Source organism: Rhodoplanes sp. SY1 (assembly GCF_046000175.1).
In the GTDB taxonomy this organism is placed as follows: Bacteria; Pseudomonadota; Alphaproteobacteria; order Rhizobiales; family Xanthobacteraceae; genus Rhodoplanes.
This window is the reverse complement of the sequence record NZ_JBEOMB010000023.1, coordinates 51581-64648: the sequence shown is the minus strand read 5'-3', so window position 1 is coordinate 64648 and position 13068 is coordinate 51581. Positions and strand designations below refer to the sequence as shown.

Genomic DNA, 13068 nt, shown 5'->3' with positions numbered 1-13068 from the left:
AGGCGGCGGCGGCCCGTGATGACGCTTATATGCCCGCCCTCGGATCAGGAGTCAACACCCCCGGGGCGATTCCGTTCGCTTTTGTCTAGGCCCCTGGCAATCCGCTCAATTTCCCCCGGATCGCGGTCGGACCCGGTCCCGGGACAGGCGCCCGGGCGATTTTTTTCGGCTAGACCCCCCTCCGCCCCGGCCGATCCGCCCGGCGCGTCCGGCGGGCCTGGGAGGCCCCCGGATCAGGCCGGTTTCTCGGCGGAAATCATGTAGTTCACGTCCATGTCCCGGGTCAGCTGCCAGCGATCGGCCAGAACGTTGTACATCACGCCGCTCTCGCCGGAGACCGAGAGGCCGGCGGACTGCATGGCAGCTTCCAGCTCCTGCGGGGTGACGAACTTGTCCCACTGGTGCGTGCCGACCGGCAGCCAGCGCAGCACGTATTCGGCCCCGACGATCGCCAGCGCCCAGCTCTTCAGGGTGCGATTGAGGGTCGCCGCGACCATCAGGCCGCCGGGCTTCACCATGCCGGCGCAGACCGAGACGAACAGCGGCACGTCGGTGACGTGCTCCACGACCTCCATGGCCAGCACGATGTCGAAGGTCTCGCCGGCGGCGGCGAGCGATTCGGCCGTGGTGTTGCGATAGTCGATCGAAAGCCCGCCCTGTGCCGCGTGCAGCTTCGCCACCTCGATATTGGTCGCCGCCGGGTCGGCCCCGACCACGTTCGCGCCGAGCCGGGCGAGCGGCTCGGAGAGAATCCCGCCGCCGCAGCCGATGTCGAGGATGCGCAGGTCGGCGAGACAATCGATCCGGTGCGGATCGCGGCCGAATCGCGCGCAGGCCGCCTCCTTCACCCAGCCGACCCGGACCGGATTGAACTTGTGCAGGGTGGCCATCTTGCCGCGCGGGTCCCACCAGGTGCGGGCGATCGCCTCGAAGCGGGCGACCTCGGCCGCGTCGACCGTGGTGGATCTGTCGAGATCGATGCTCATTCGGAATTCCGTCTGCCTGTGCTCGGTCCGCTCAAGGTCGTGGCGACCGGGGCGGGGTGACGGCGCCTGCTCGGGCGGCGCCTCTTTGAAAAAAATCCGATTCGAGGCAGCCGTCGCCGGGGGGCTGCCCTGCGGTCGCCCCGTTGCCATCGCGGGGCACCGCCGTTATGTATACGCGCCTTTTTCGCGCCGGGATCAGGGCGATGCAAGCCTCGCGCAGCGAGCCGGCCGGCGCCGTGCGATTTCGAAGGACGACCCACCCGTCATGGCGCGCCTCGTGATGAAGTTCGGCGGCAGCTCCGTCGCCGATATCGACCGCATCCAGAACGTCGCCCGGCACGTCAAGCGCGAGGTCGACGCCGGCCACGAGGTCGCCGTCGTGGTCTCCGCCATGGCCGGGGCGACCAACCAGCTCGTCAAGTTCTGCCGCGACATCGCGGTGCTGCACGACCAGGCCGAATACGACGCCGTGGTCGCCTCGGGCGAGCAGGTGACCTCGGGGCTCCTCGCCATCGCCCTGCAGACGCTCGGGAATCCGGCGCGCTCCTGGCAGGGATGGCAGATTCCGCTGGAGACCTCGGACCAGCACGGCTCGGCCCGCATCGCCGCCATCGACGGCGCCCCGCTGATCGCCGGCTTCGCCAAGGGCCAGGTCGCCGTGATCGCCGGCTTCCAGGGCATCCATCGCGAGACCGGCCGGATCACCACGCTCGGGCGCGGCGGCTCCGACACCTCGGCCGTGGCGCTCGCCGCCGCCGTCAAGGCCGACCGCTGCGACATCTACACCGACGTCGACGGCGTCTACACGACCGACCCGCGGGTGGTGCCCAAGGCCCGCCGCCTCGACAAGATCGCCTTCGAGGAGATGCTGGAGATGGCCTCGCTCGGGGCCAAGGTCATGCAGGTGCGCTCGATCGAGCTCGGCATGACCCACAATGTCCGCATCTTCGTGCGGTCGAGCTTCGACAAGCCGGAGGACATCGATCCGCACCGGCCCCCTCCCGGAACCCTGATTTGCGACGAGTCCGAGATCATGGAACACGAGGTCGTCACCGGCATCGCCTTCTCCAGGGACGAGGCGCAGATTTCGGTGCGCAGCGTCGAGGACAAGCCCGGCGTCGCCGCCGCCATCTTCGGCCCGCTGTCCGACGCCAACATCAACGTGGACATGATCGTCCAGAACGTGTCGGCCGACGGCAAGACCACGGACCTCACCTTCACGGTCACGGCCGCCGACTTCGAGCGGGCCAAGGACACGATCGAGAAGGCGCGCGCGGCCATCGGCTTCGCCCGGCTCGACACGGCGACCGACGTGTCGAAGATCTCGGTCATCGGCATCGGCATGCGCAGCCATGCCGGCGTCGCCGCCTCGGCGTTCCGGGCGCTCGCCGACCGCGGCGTGAACATCCGGGCCATCACCACGTCCGAGATCAAGTTCTCGCTGCTGATCGACTCGGCCTTCACCGAGCTCGCGGTGCGCACGCTCCACACGCTCTACGGCCTCGACAAGGCCTGAGCCCCGCGGCGCCGCGCCCGGCCGGAGCCCGCCGGCCAGGCCCGACGGGCCGGGGCACCGCTCGGAAACCCCGTTCGGACAAGACGTTGCACAACGGGGGCGCGACCCGGGGCCGGCACGCGCTTTCGCTTGCAGCGGCCGCGGCGCATTCGCTATGACCGTTGCCGGAATCGACCTCCCGGCCCGCCCCGGTGCGATTCCCGACCCGGACCCGGACCGTCCTCGTCCGGCCGGCCCTTGTGACGCGACCCTTTAAGGACCTCACGCGATGCGCGGTGCGCTGGGCGGTCCGCGCGTGCTGTTACGGCGCCTCCGCGAGGTCATGGCGGAGCCGGTCAGCGCGCAGGAACGCCTCGACAAGATCGTCGTGCTGATCGCCGCGAACATGGTCGCGGAGGTGTGCTCCGTCTATGTCCTGCGCGTCGACGGCACGCTCGAGCTGTACGCCACCGAGGGCCTGAACCGGCAGGCCGTCCACCTCACCGTGATGCGCTCGGACGAGGGCCTGGTCGGCCTGGTCGCCACCGAGGCGAGCCCGATCAACCTCAACGACGCCCAGGCCCACCCGGCCTTCTCGTACCGGCCCGAGACCGGCGAGGAGATCTACCGCTCGTTCCTGGGCGTGCCGATTCTCCGCGCCGGCAACACGCTCGGCGTCCTGGTCGTCCAGAATCGCGCGCGCAGAACCTATTCCGAGGAAGAGGTCGAGGCGCTCCAGACCACCGCCATGGTGCTGGCCGAGATGATCGCCTCGGGCGAGCTCACCTCGCTGGCCCAGCCCGGCGCCGAGCCGGCGGTGCGCCGTCCCGTCCATGTCTCGGGCGCCGCCCTGACCGACGCGATCGCGCTCGGCCATGTGGTGCTGCACGAGCCGCGCGTCGTCATCACCAACTTCATCGCCGACGACGTCCAGAAGGAGCTGCGCCGGCTCGGCGTCGCCATCGAGACGCTGCGGGCCGAGCTCGACCTGATGCTGGAGAGCGGCGAGGTGGCGGAAGGCGGCGAGCACCGCGACGTGCTCGAAGCCTACCGCATGTTCGCCCACGACCGCGGCTGGGTGCACAAGCTCGAGGAGGCGGTGCTCACCGGCCTCACCGCCGAGGCCGCGGTCGAGCGCGTGCAGTCCGACACCCGCGCCCGCATGCTGCGCCAGACCGACCCGTATCTGCGCGAGCGGCTGCACGACTTCGACGACCTCGCGCACCGGCTCCAGCGCCAGCTGCTCGGCTACGACCACGCGCCGACCCGCGACCGGCTGCCCGAGCACGCCATCATCGTGGCGCGCTCGATGGGGCCGGCGGCGCTGCTCGACTACGACCGCAACCGCCTGCGCGGCCTCGTGCTGGAGGAAGGCGGCCCGAACTCGCACGTGGCGATCGTCGCCCGCGCGCTCGGGATCGCCGCGGTCGGCGAGGTGCCGAACGCGACCGGTCTCGCCGATCCGGGCGACGCCGTCATCGTCGACGGCGTCACCGGCGACGTCCACATCCGCCCGACCCCCGACATGGAGGCGGCCTATGTGGAGCGGGTGCGGCTGCGCGCCCGCCGCCAGCTCCAGTATCTCAGCCTGCGCGACAGGCCGGCCGTCACCAAGGACGGCCAGCCGGTCACGCTGATGATCAATGCCGGCCTGCCGATCGACCTGCCGCATCTCGCCGAGACCGGCGCGGTCGGCATCGGCCTGTTCCGCACCGAGCTGCAGTTCATGGTGGCGGCGCAGTTCCCGCGCACCAGCGAGCAGCTCGCCCTCTATCGCAACGTGCTCGACGCGGCCGGCGGCAAGCCGGTGGTGTTCCGCACGCTCGACATCGGCGGCGACAAGGTGCTGCCCTACATGCGCAACTACGAGGAGGAGAACCCGGCGCTCGGCTGGCGGGCGATCCGCCTCGGCCTCGATCGCCCCGGCCTCCTGCGCAGCCAGGTCCGCGCCATGCTGCGCGCCGCCTCGGGCCGCGAGTTGCGCATCATGTTCCCGATGATCGCCGCCGTGCACGAGTTCGACGAGGCCAAGGGCCTGGTCGAGCGCGAGCTGACCCATCTGCGCCGGCACGGCCACCGGCTGCCCGAGCGCGTCGAGGTCGGCACCATGCTGGAGGTGCCGGCGCTGCTGTTCCAGCTCGACGAGCTCCTGGAGCGCGTCGACTTCCTGTCGGTCGGCTCCAACGACCTGCTGCAGTTCCTGTTCGCGGCCGATCGCGGCAATGCCCGCGTCGCCAACCGCTTCGATCCGTTGTCCGTGCCGGTGTTGCGCGTCCTCAAGCTGATCGTCGACCGCGCCAATGCGCACGGCAAGTCGGTCACGCTGTGCGGCGAGCTCGCCTCCAAGCCGATCGGCGCGCTCGCGCTCATCGCCATCGGCTTTCGTGCCTTCTCGCTGCTGCCGTCCGCGGTCGGTCCCGTGAAGGCGATGCTGCTCGACCTCGACGCCGGCAAGGTCGAGCGCCTGGTCGCCGCGCTGATGGCGCTGCCGCTCGGCAGCGCCTCGGTGCGCGCCAAGCTCACCGCCTTCGCCGAGGCCGAAGGCCTGTCCCTCTGAGGCTTTCACGATGCTGCCGCAAGCGAAGCTCGACGCCCTGGTGACGCGCCACGCCGCGCTCCAGGCGGAGCTCGCCGGCAAGCTCGCCCCCGACGCCTTCGCCAGGCTGTCGCGCGAGCTGTCCGAGCTCGATCCGATCGTCGAGACGATCACCCGCTACAAGGAGCTGCTGCGCGAGATCGACGACGTCGTCGCGATCGCCGACGATCCCGGCAGCGACGCCGAGATGCGAAGCATCGCGGCCGACGAGAAGGCCGCGCTCGAGGAGGCCAAGCAGCAGCTCGAGGACGACATCCGCCTGGCGCTCATCCCCAAGGACGCGATGGACGAGCGCAACGTCATCCTGGAAATCCGCGCCGGCACGGGCGGCGACGAGGCGGCGCTGTTCGCCGGCGACCTGTTCCGGATGTACGAGCGCTATGCGAGCCTTCGCGGCTGGAAGACCGAGATCCTGTCGGCGAGCGACGGCACCATGGGCGGCTACAAGGAGATCGTCGCCGAGATCCGCGGCGCCGGCGCCTTCGCGCGGCTGAAGTTCGAATCGGGCGTCCACCGGGTGCAGCGCGTGCCCGACACCGAGGCGTCCGGCCGCATCCACACCTCGGCCGCGACCGTCGCGGTGCTGCCCGAGGTCGAGGACGTCGACATCGCCATCGACGACAAGGATCTCGAGATCGACACCATGCGGTCGAGCGGCGCCGGCGGCCAGCACGTCAACAAGACCGAATCGGCGATCCGGGTGAAGCACGTGCCGAGCGGCATCGTCGTCTTCGTCCAGGAGGAGCGCTCGCAGCACCGGAACCGCGCCAAGGCGATGGCGATGCTGCGCGCCAGGCTCTACGATCAGGAGCAGCAGAAGCGCGACGCGGCGCGCGCCGCCGAGCGGCGCGGCCAGGTCGGCTCCGGCGATCGCTCCGAGCGCATCCGCACCTACAATTTTCCGCAAGGCCGCGTCACCGACCATCGCATCAACCTGACCCTCTACAAGCTGCCTCAGGTGATGGAAGGCGAGGCGCTCGGCGAGATCGTCGACGCGCTCGTGACCGAGCACAACGCGGCGCTGCTCGCCGCCGAGGCCGGCGCGGCGTGACGCCCCGGCGAACGACAGGGAGACGGTCGTGACTCTGCACAAGCCGCGCTTTCCGCTCCGCTGGCGGCACCGGCTCATGCGGATGATGAAACCGCGGACCCTGCAGGGCCTGTCGATCCAGCTCGTGCTGGCGACCGGCCTCCTCATCGCCGCGCTCTCCTGGTCCGGATATCTCGAACGGCTCTACCAGCTGCTCGCCGGATGGCTCGGGTGATCGTCGCCGCCGGCTGCACGGTCGCGGCGGCGCGCCGGGCCGTCGCGGCGGCGCTGCGGGCCGGGTCGCTCGACACGCCGGACCTCGACGCACGGCTTCTCGTCGGCCACGCGCTCGGCCTCGATCACGCCGGGCTCGCGAGTGTCGCCGACCGCATCCTGACCGCGGCCGAGACCGATCACGTGAATGTGCTCGTGGCGCGCCGCCTCGCCCGCGAGCCGGTGGCACGCATTCTCGGCCACACGGAGTTCTGGAGCCTGCCGCTGGTCGTGACGCCCGCCGTGCTCGATCCGCGTCCCGATACCGAGACGGTGGTGACGGCGGCCCTCGCCGCGATCGACGCACGCGGCGACCGGCGCGCGGTGCACCGCATCGCCGATCTCGGCACCGGCTCCGGCGCATTGTTGCTCGCGCTGCTGCGCGAGCTTCCCGGCGCGTTCGGCATCGGCACCGATACCAGCGTCGCGGCGCTCGCGGTCGCGCGCGAGAATGCCGGCCGGCTCGGGCTGTCGGAGCGCGCGCGCTTCGTCGCCTGCGACTACGGCAGCGCGCTCACCGGCGGGCTCGATCTCGTCGTCTCCAATCCGCCCTACATCCGAACCGCCGACATCGCCGCGCTGGATCCGGAGGTGCGTGACTTCGATCCGCGCGCCGCGCTCGACGGCGGCCCGGACGGGCTCGCGGCGTACCGGGCGATCGCGGACGACGCCATACGCCTGCTCGCCCCCGGCGGCACGCTCGTGGTTGAGGTCGGGCATGATCAGGCGGTAGCCGTCGCGGCCCTGTTCGACACCGCGGGCCTAGTCCGGAGCGGTGGTCCATATCAGGACTTTTCCGGACACTTTCGTGCCGTCATGGCACACCGGCAAACCTGATATACAAATTTGAAAGTCTTTCCCAAACGCCGACAAAAAAGAGCTTGATTCCGCAGCGAGAACGACTAGGTTCCGCTTACGGAATCGACCTGGGTCGGTTTGAGCTGCTGCATAGGACGCCCGGAGCATAGGCTCGGCGAGGCACGCAGCAGACGCAGTCACCAAAATCCGTCTGAACAGGGTTGGTGCTGCGCCACTCGGGATCGAACACTTCAGCGGCTTGGACGCGGGCTTCGATCGCACTACGGGAGCCCCGCGAGCATCGTGAGAGGTTGGCAGCGCCGCAGACGTGCTGCGGTCACAAGCTGAGCCATCGGAAGGACTTGCGGTGTGACCCCCGTCGGCACGCCGAAAGCATCGGCTGCGCGCGGTTGCAGTCCGGTGAAGATCGGCCGTGGGCCGATGCATGCAACCATTGATCTAACCGGCGGTGGACCCGCCGCAATCAGAGGTGGCCATAAGCCGATCATGAGAAACGGTCAGAACAAGCGCATGCGGGGCCGCAACCGCAAGAGCCACAATCCCCTCACCCGGGTCTACGAGTCCAACGGCCCCGACGTGAAGATCCGCGGCACCGCTTCGCACATCGCCGAGAAGTACATGCAGCTCGCGCGCGACGCGCAGTCCTCCGGCGATCCGGTTTCGGCCGAGAACTATTTCCAGCATGCCGAGCATTACTTCCGTCTGATCGCGACGGCGAACGAGCAGTTCCGCCCCGAGCGGCCGTTCTTCCGCGGCGAGGGCGCCGCCGACTCGCGCGACGACATGTACGACGACGAGGGCGACGACCAGCCGAGCCTGCCGGGCACCGGCGAGCAGCCGACCTTCGGCACCCGCGATCCGCAGCCTTATCTGCCGCGCGACGCGCAGTTCTTCACGCCGCGCGAGCAGCCCTATGCGCGTCAGCCGCAGCCGGCGACTGCCGACGAGGGCATCGATCGCCTGCCGTCCTTCGTGACCGGCGCACCGGCGCCCCAGCAGCAGGCGGCGCAGGGCTTCGCCCAGAACGGCTTCGAAGGTCAGCAGGGCGGCCAGGGCGGCGCCGACCGCTTCCCGCTGCATCGCCGGCGCCGTCGGCACCGCAACGCGCGCGGCGAGGGCGCGGCGGGCAGCGAGTCGAGCGACGAGGGATCGGCCCCCTCGCAGGAGTAAGGCGCGCCTGCTTTCGACCCGCGCTTCGCGAGCCTCTTCCGAACAGAAAGACGTTCGACAAGAGCAACGCCGTCACCCCCCGAGGTGACGGCGTTTTTTTGATGCTTCCGCTGGAGGGCGAGCGCGCGGAGCTTCGGCGCCCTGCCCTCAGCGCCGGCGCGCCGGCAGCAGCCGCAGCAGCAGCAGCGAGCGCGCCGTCACCTCGTAGTCGTGGCCGAAGTCGAAGCGCTCGAGATCGTCCTCCTCCGGCTCGATCGTCTCGACATTGGTGTCGATCAGGCGGAGCCAGCCGCGACCGCCCGCGACCTCCGGCAGCGTGAACTTCACCGGGATCTCGGCGGCGTTGACGATCAGCAGCATGGTCGCGTCGTGGCCGAGCCGGCGGATGCCGGTCTCCTGGGCGCGGCCGTCGAAGATCACCCCCATGCACTTGGCGTAAGGATCGTCCCACTGCTCGGATCCCATCTCGGTGCCGGCCGGCGTGAGCCAGGTCACGTCGCGGATGCCGAGATCCTCGTTCCACTCGCCGGTGAGGAAGCGATTGCGGCGCAGGATCGCGTAGTCTCTCCGGATCGCGATGACGCGCGACGTGAAGTCGAAGAGGGCCTGCCCTTCCGGCGTGAGATTCCAGTCGACCCAGCTGATCTCGTTGTCTTGGCAGTAGGCGTTGTTGTTGCCGTGCTGGGTGCGGCCGAACTCGTCGCCGGCCGTGATCATCGGCGTGCCCTGGCTGAGCAGCAGGGTCGCCAGCAGATTGCGCTTCTGGCGCTCGCGCAACGCCTTGATGTCGGGATCGTCGGTCGGGCCTTCGGCGCCGTGATTCCAGGTGTAGTTGGCGTTGTGGCCGTCGCGGTTGTCCTCGCCGTTCGCCTCGTTGTGCTTGTCGTTGTAGCTGACCACGTCGTTCAGCGTGAATCCGTCGTGTGCCGTGATGAAGTTGACGCTCGCCCACGGCTTGCGGCCGCGGCGATTGAACAGATCGGCCGAGCCGGTGAGCCGGCCGGCGAACTCGCCGATCTGCCCTTCGTCACCCTTCCAGAACTTTCGCATCGTGTCGCGATAGCGGTCGTTCCACTCCGCCCAGCCGGGCGGGAAGCGGCCGACCTGATAGCCGCCCGGCCCGCAGTCCCACGGCTCGGTGATCAGCTTGACCGAAGAGAGCACCGGGTCCTGCCGGCACGAATCGAGGAAGCCACCCCCCTCGTCGAAGCCGTAGGGCTCGCGCGCCAGGATGGTGCCGAGATCGAAGCGGAAGCCGTCGACCCGCATCTCCGCCACCCAGTAGCGCAGCGAGTCGGTGACCATCTGCAGCACGCGCTGGTGCGAGAGGTTCAGCGTGTTGCCGGTGCCGGTGTCGTTGATGTAGTAGCGCGGCTGGTCGGGCAGCAGGCGATAGTAGGCGGCGTTGTCGATGCCCTTGAACGACAGCGTCGGGCCGCGCTCGTTGCCTTCCGCCGTGTGATTGTAGACGACGTCCAGGATCACCTCGATGCCGGCGTCGTTGAGCCGTGCCACCATTTCCTTGAACTCGGAGAAGGCGAAGTCCGGCACGGCGGCGTAGCGGCGCGCCGGCGCGAAAAACGCGATGGTGTTGTAGCCCCAGTAGTTCACCAGGCCCTTTTCAGTCAGATAGGTGTCGTCGACGAAGGTGTGGATCGGCAGGAGCTCGACGGCGGTGACGCCCAGATCGCGCAGATGCCGGATCACGCTCGGCTGGCACAGGCCTCGGAAGGTGCCGCGCAGCGGCTCCGGCACGTCAGGATGCAGCTTGGTGAAGCCCTTGACGTGCATCTCGTAGACGATGGTGCGGTCCCACGGCACTTTGGGCGAGCGCACGTCGCCCCAGGTGAAGGCGGGATCGACGACCCGACCTTTCAGATTGTTCGGAGCGCTGTCGCGCTCGTCGAACGTGGTGTCGTCGCCGCTCTCGAGCTGATAGCCGAACAGCTCGGGGCCCCACTTGATCTGGCCGAACACCGCCTTGGCGTAGGGGTCGAGCACCAGCTTGTTAGGATTGAAGCGATGCCCGTTCTGCGGCTCGTAGGGGCCGTGCACCCGGTAGCCGTAGATGGTGCCGGGCCGCGCGTCGGGCAGGAAGCCGTGCCACACCTCGTCGGTGAACTCCGGCAGCTCGATCCGCTCGAGCTCCGTCTCGCCGGCGTCGTCGAACAGGCAGAGCTCGACCTTGGTGGCGTGCGCCGAGAACAGCGCGAAGTTGACGCCGAGCCCGGTCCAGGTGGCGCCGAGCGGATGCGGCGAGCCTTCGCGAATGCGCGTCGCGCCGGCGCTGGAGCGCGGCTTCACGGGCGTCGCCGCGGTCGGCGGGGTGACGTGCTGGGTCATCGCTTTCGGTCTCCACCGGAGGATCGAGGGCGTCCGGCGGCTCGGCGACGCACCGCCCTCCGCGGCCCCGATCGGGGCGCGAGAGCGCTTCGCGTCTGAACGCCGGGAAGTTCGGACGACGGCCACGGAGGAGCATGATGATGCTCCCCGGCCGGCGACTCTCAACCGGCCCGCTCCCGGAAAGTTCCATCCGGCGATCTCGCGGCGCAGCGACCTCCCCTTGCGCACGACCGCACGGCACGGCGGCACCGTTTCGGCCGCGGCGCGTTGTCTTGCGCGGCGCCCCTCCGGTCCTCCGACCGCGGGCGGACCACGAAGGAGCGAGACGACATGGCCGACCGTGTGGCCGACAACGGGCGCGGCGCTGCGCAGATCCCCTCGGCCGATAGCCCGACGCTGGCGGAGCTTCTGACCCTCGCGGTCGGCGTCGTGGTGGTCGCCGCGCTCTATCTGGGCCGCGACGTGCTGGTGCCGATCACGCTCGCGGTGCTGCTCACTTTCGTGCTCGCGCCGCTGGTGCGGGCGCTGCGCTGGATGCGGCTCGGGCGGGTGCCGGCCGTCATCGTCGCCGTCATCGTCGCGCTCGCCGTGTTGTCGGCGATCGGCGCCGTGATCGCCAGCCAGATCGCGAGCTTCGCCCAGGATCTGCCGCGCTACGAGACGACGATCCGGGACAAGGTCGAGGTGGTGCGCGAGCAGACGCTCGGGCGCGTGACGCGGCTGATCGCGCAGCTCGAGCACATGCGCCCCGACGCGGCCGGCGAGCCCGCCGGGGCGCCCACGCCCGCGCCGCAGGAGCAGAGCGGCCAGAAGCCTGCACAGAACGGCGGTCAGAACGGCGGGGAGTCGGCCCAGCAATCGCCACTGGCCCTCGCGCAGCAGTGGGTGTCGCCGGTGCTCAGCCCGCTCGCGACGCTCGGCATCGTGCTCGTCTTCGCCACCTTCATCCTGCTGCAGAAGGAGGATCTGCGCGATCGCTTCATCCGGCTGTTCGGCTCGCGCGATCTCCACCGCACCACGGTGGCGCTCAACGATGCGGGGCGGCGGCTCAGCAAGTTCTTTCTCACACAGCTCGCGCTCAACACCGGCTTCGGCGTGCTGGTGACGGTCGGGCTCTGGTTCATCGGCCTGCCGAGCCCGGTCCTGTGGGGCATCGTCGCCGCCCTGTGCCGCTTCGTCCCCTATGTCGGCGCCTGGATCTCGACCCTGCTGCCGCTCGCGGTCGCAGCCGCGGTCGATCCCGGCTGGACCATGTTCTTCTGGGTGCTGGCGCTGTTCCTCGCCACCGAGCCGTTGCTGGGCCAGGTCGTCGAGCCGGTCGCCTACGGCCACTCGACCGGCCTGTCGCCCGTGTCGGTGCTGATCGCGACCGTGTTCTGGACCTGGCTGTGGGGCCCGATCGGCCTCGTCCTGGCGACGCCGCTGACGCTCTGCCTTGTCGTGCTCGGCCGTCACGTCGAGCGACTCGAGTTTCTCGACGTGCTGCTCGGCGACCGGCCGGCCCTGACCGCGACCGAGACGTTCTACCAGCGCATGCTCGCCGCCGATCCGGACGAGGTGCAGGACCAGGCCGAGATCCTGCTGAAGACACGATCGCTGTCCGCCTATTACGACGAGGTGGCGTTGCGCGGCCTCGCGCTCGCCGCCGAGGATTCGTCACGCGGCGTGCTCGGGCCGGCACGCATCCGTGCCATCGCCGACGCCGTGACCGAGCTGGTCGAGGAGCTCGACGACTATCAGGATCGCGCACCGGCCCCCGCCGTCGAGGGCGCGAGCCCCGTCCCGGTCGAGCCGGAGGGCGAGGACGACGCGCCGCCCGGTCGGTTCGCCCCGCCCCCGGAGGAACGCACTGGCGCCTGGGCCTGCCCGTCGCCGGTGCTGTGCATCGCCGGCGCGACGCCGCTCGACGAGGCGGCGACCGCCATGCTGATGCAGCTGCTCGGCAAGCACGGGCTCGGCGCGCGCCCGCTGGCGAGCGACCGCCTGTCACGCACCCACGTCGCCGCCCTGAACCCGGACGGGATCGCGTTCGTCTGCATCTCGCTCGTCGACTCGACCGGCCATCTCGCCCGCACCCGCTATCTGATCCGGCGCCTGCGGCGACAGCTCCCCGGCGTACGGATCCTGGTCGGCCTGTGGCCGGAGCGCGACGATTCCGCCGAAGGCGAGAGCATCCGCGCCACCATGGGCGCCGATTTCTACGTCGACTCGCTCACCGACGCCGTGAACGCCTGCGTCGACGCCGCAGCGGCGTCCGCTCCGACGCGGTCGGACGAGGCCGCAGACCGTCCACAGCCCGATGCGGAACGGCCCGTCACGCCGGTCCTGTCGATGGCGCCGGCCGCACCGGCGTGAA

Annotated in this window: 9 protein-coding genes; 7 read left to right on the top strand and 2 right to left on the bottom strand. The window is 70.0% G+C overall.

Annotated features, from left to right (window positions below; genetic code table 11):
* Positions 1-233: 233 nt before the first annotated feature.
* Positions 234-986 carry a bifunctional 2-polyprenyl-6-hydroxyphenol methylase/3-demethylubiquinol 3-O-methyltransferase UbiG gene (gene ubiG / locus ABTU92_RS08175; protein ID WP_408089448.1) on the bottom strand — a complete coding sequence of 251 codons (753 nt, stop codon included), beginning with the start codon at positions 984-986 and terminating at the stop codon, positions 234-236.
* 265 nt (positions 987-1251) lie between these two features.
* On the opposite strand from ubiG, the gene ABTU92_RS08170 reads away from it, so the two are divergent.
* The 6 genes from ABTU92_RS08170 (at position 1252) to ABTU92_RS08145 (ending at position 8369) form a co-directional block, all read left to right on the top strand.
* The gene (locus ABTU92_RS08170; RefSeq protein WP_408089446.1) at positions 1252-2502 is read left to right on the top strand and encodes an aspartate kinase; all 1251 of its coding nucleotides are present in this window, start codon (positions 1252-1254) and stop codon (positions 2500-2502) included.
* 268 nt (positions 2503-2770) lie between these two features.
* Positions 2771-5038, top strand: coding sequence for a phosphoenolpyruvate--protein phosphotransferase (gene ptsP / locus ABTU92_RS08165; RefSeq protein ID WP_408089444.1), 2268 nt, complete (start codon positions 2771-2773; stop codon positions 5036-5038).
* A 10-nt stretch (positions 5039-5048) separates the two neighbouring features.
* Positions 5049-6128 (top strand): peptide chain release factor 1, encoded by a 1080-nt coding sequence (gene prfA / locus ABTU92_RS08160; RefSeq protein ID WP_408089442.1) that lies wholly within the window; start codon positions 5049-5051, stop codon positions 6126-6128.
* A 28-nt stretch (positions 6129-6156) separates the two neighbouring features.
* Positions 6157-6342 carry a hypothetical protein gene (locus ABTU92_RS08155; protein WP_408089440.1) on the top strand — a complete coding sequence of 62 codons (186 nt, stop codon included), beginning with the start codon at positions 6157-6159 and terminating at the stop codon, positions 6340-6342.
* The gene (gene prmC, locus ABTU92_RS08150; protein WP_408089438.1) at positions 6330-7217 is read left to right on the top strand and encodes a peptide chain release factor N(5)-glutamine methyltransferase; all 888 of its coding nucleotides are present in this window, start codon (positions 6330-6332) and stop codon (positions 7215-7217) included. Before ABTU92_RS08155 ends, prmC begins: the two co-directional genes overlap by 13 nt.
* A 468-nt stretch (positions 7218-7685) precedes the next feature.
* The gene (locus tag ABTU92_RS08145) at positions 7686-8369 is read left to right on the top strand and encodes a DUF4167 domain-containing protein (RefSeq protein ID WP_408089436.1); all 684 of its coding nucleotides are present in this window, start codon (positions 7686-7688) and stop codon (positions 8367-8369) included.
* Positions 8370-8516: 147 nt separating this feature from the next.
* Here the strand turns inward: ABTU92_RS08145 and glgX are convergent, their stop codons facing one another.
* Positions 8517-10712, bottom strand: coding sequence for a glycogen debranching protein GlgX (gene glgX, locus ABTU92_RS08140; protein ID WP_408089434.1), 2196 nt, complete (start codon positions 10710-10712; stop codon positions 8517-8519).
* A 330-nt stretch (positions 10713-11042) separates the two neighbouring features.
* Between glgX and ABTU92_RS08135 the strand changes: the two genes are divergently transcribed.
* Entirely contained in the window at positions 11043-13067 is a 2025-nt protein-coding gene (locus ABTU92_RS08135) for an AI-2E family transporter (protein ID WP_408089432.1), read from the top strand.
* Position 13068 lies beyond the last annotated feature (1 nt).

Excerpts from the sequence above, each read along its gene's own strand:
- ubiG (WP_408089448.1), bottom strand. The coding sequence starts at position 986 with ATGAGCATCGATCTCGACAGATCCACCACGGTCGACGCGGCCGAGGTC.
- ABTU92_RS08170 (WP_408089446.1), top strand. The coding sequence starts at position 1,252 with ATGGCGCGCCTCGTGATGAAGTTCGGCGGCAGCTCCGTCGCCGATATC.
- ptsP (WP_408089444.1), top strand. The coding sequence starts at position 2,771 with ATGCGCGGTGCGCTGGGCGGTCCGCGCGTGCTGTTACGGCGCCTCCGC.
- prfA (WP_408089442.1), top strand. The coding sequence starts at position 5,049 with ATGCTGCCGCAAGCGAAGCTCGACGCCCTGGTGACGCGCCACGCCGCG.
- prmC (WP_408089438.1), top strand. The coding sequence starts at position 6,330 with ATGGCTCGGGTGATCGTCGCCGCCGGCTGCACGGTCGCGGCGGCGCGC.
- ABTU92_RS08145 (WP_408089436.1), top strand. The coding sequence starts at position 7,686 with ATGAGAAACGGTCAGAACAAGCGCATGCGGGGCCGCAACCGCAAGAGC.
- glgX (WP_408089434.1), bottom strand. The coding sequence starts at position 10,712 with ATGACCCAGCACGTCACCCCGCCGACCGCGGCGACGCCCGTGAAGCCG.
- ABTU92_RS08135 (WP_408089432.1), top strand. The coding sequence starts at position 11,043 with ATGGCCGACCGTGTGGCCGACAACGGGCGCGGCGCTGCGCAGATCCCC.